The organism is Rhodopila sp. (assembly GCF_035548095.1).
Lineage (GTDB): Bacteria > Pseudomonadota > Alphaproteobacteria > Acetobacterales > Acetobacteraceae > Rhodopila.
Map to the genome: position 1 here is coordinate 1 of NZ_DASZUV010000006.1, position 1,634 is coordinate 1,634.

Consider the following 1,634-nt stretch of genomic DNA (forward strand, 5'->3'; position numbering starts at 1 on the left):
CGGGCGCCGAGAAGGTCGGCCGATGCACCGTGAAGCCGGCGGCCGCGAGGACCGAGCCCAGCAGCCCCGTCGCGCCGGCATCGGCGGGCGTGACGCTGCGGCAGGCGATCAGGGCCTGGGCCAGCGCGGCCGGGTCGCGGCCGTCGGGAAGCGCGATCATAGCCGCGGATATAGCCCGATTCCGGCGACGCCGCCTGCCCTTCCCTTTCCGGTCAGGTCAAGTCGTGCCCGACATTTCTGTGCTGCCGCCGGCAACCGTTCCCGCGAAGCCGGAGTTGGCCGGGATGCCGTCGCGCGCCACGCGCCGGCCCCACACCGAAGCGAGAGCATGTCATGACCAAGACGACCATCGCCGTTCTCGGCGCGGCTGCCCTGACCTTTGCGAGCGGCGCCGCCCTCGCGCAGAGCGCCGCGATTTCCGGGCAGGACTACCAGACCCTGCAGAGCTGCCAGGCGATGCAGCCCGACGTGATGGAGAAGGACACGGCCTGCATGGCCCTGAAAGCCGCCCATCCGGGCCTCCTCAGCGGACGCAGCGCGGCCGACACCGCCCAGCCCAACGGCACCAGCGCCAACCCCTCGGTCGGCCCCGGCAGGGCGGGAGCCGGCGCGGGAGCTGGCGCTGGGACAGGGGCGGGTGCGGGTGGCGGTGGGGCCGGCGCTGGCGCCGGTGCTGGCCGCTGAGGTCCGCCGAGTCCTGCACGAATTCCGGTTTCCGCGGCTGCGGTCGCGGGAACCGTGCCTGGGCGTCGCCGGCTCGGCTCGGCGCCCCGCCGCGCTAGGCTCCGTACTCAATCAGCTTGCGGGTGAAGGTGTATGCTGATTCAAAGCTTCTGCTTGGGGCGGAGGCTTTGGATGGGGCGGCAACTGACGTGGTTGAGCGATGCGGAGTGGGGGAAGATCGAGCCGCTTCTTCCGCAGGGACGCAGCGGAGCGCGCCGGGTCGACGACCGCCGGGTGATCTCGGGGATCGTGCATATGCTCAAGAGCGGAGCGCGCTGGCGCGACTGCCCGCCTGAGTATGGGCCGTACACGACGATCTATAACCGCTTTCATCGCTGGAGCCGGCAGGGCGTGTGGTTCGCGGTGTTCGAGGCGCTGACCGGGCATAGTGGCGCCTGGGGATCGGTCGCGATCGACTCGACCAGCATCAAGGTCCACCGCTCGGCGGCGGGCGCAAAAGGGGGGCCTTCGTCCAAGGCATCGGCACATCCCGCGGCGGGCGCACCAGCAAGATCCACGGGCTGACCGACACCGCCGGACGACCACGCATCCTGCTGATCTCACCCGGAAACACGTCCGACATGACGATGGCCCCGGCACTGATCGAGGCGGCGCGCGGTCGCTTCGACGCATTGATCGCCGACCGGGGCTACGACAGCAACGCCATCCGCGCTGCCGTCCAGGCCCAGGGCGCCGAAGTCGTCATCCCTTCAACCCGTAGCCGTAAAACGGCGATCCCATACGACCGCGACGTCTATCGCACTCGTAACCTCGTCGAACGCCTCTGGTGCCGCCTCAAGGACTGGCGACGCATCGCCACACGCTACGACAAGCTCGCCGCCAACTACATGGCTGGCGTCTTCCTCGCCGCTGCCATCACCTTCTAGTGCTGATTGAGTCCACAGCCTAGG

Annotated in this window: 1 protein-coding gene and 1 pseudogene; both read left to right on the forward strand. The window is 69.6% G+C overall.

Annotation, left to right across the window (positions count from 1 at the left end; genetic code table 11):
• Positions 1 to 333 precede the first annotated feature (333 nt).
• The gene (locus VHC04_RS07485; RefSeq protein ID WP_325679643.1) at positions 334 to 684 is read left to right on the forward strand and encodes a hypothetical protein; all 351 of its coding nucleotides are present in this window, start codon (positions 334 to 336) and stop codon (positions 682 to 684) included.
• 171 nt (positions 685 to 855) lie between these two features.
• Positions 856 to 1,610 (forward strand): annotated as a pseudogene (locus tag VHC04_RS07490) (IS5 family transposase).
• The last annotated feature ends 24 nt before the right edge of the window (positions 1,611 to 1,634 follow it).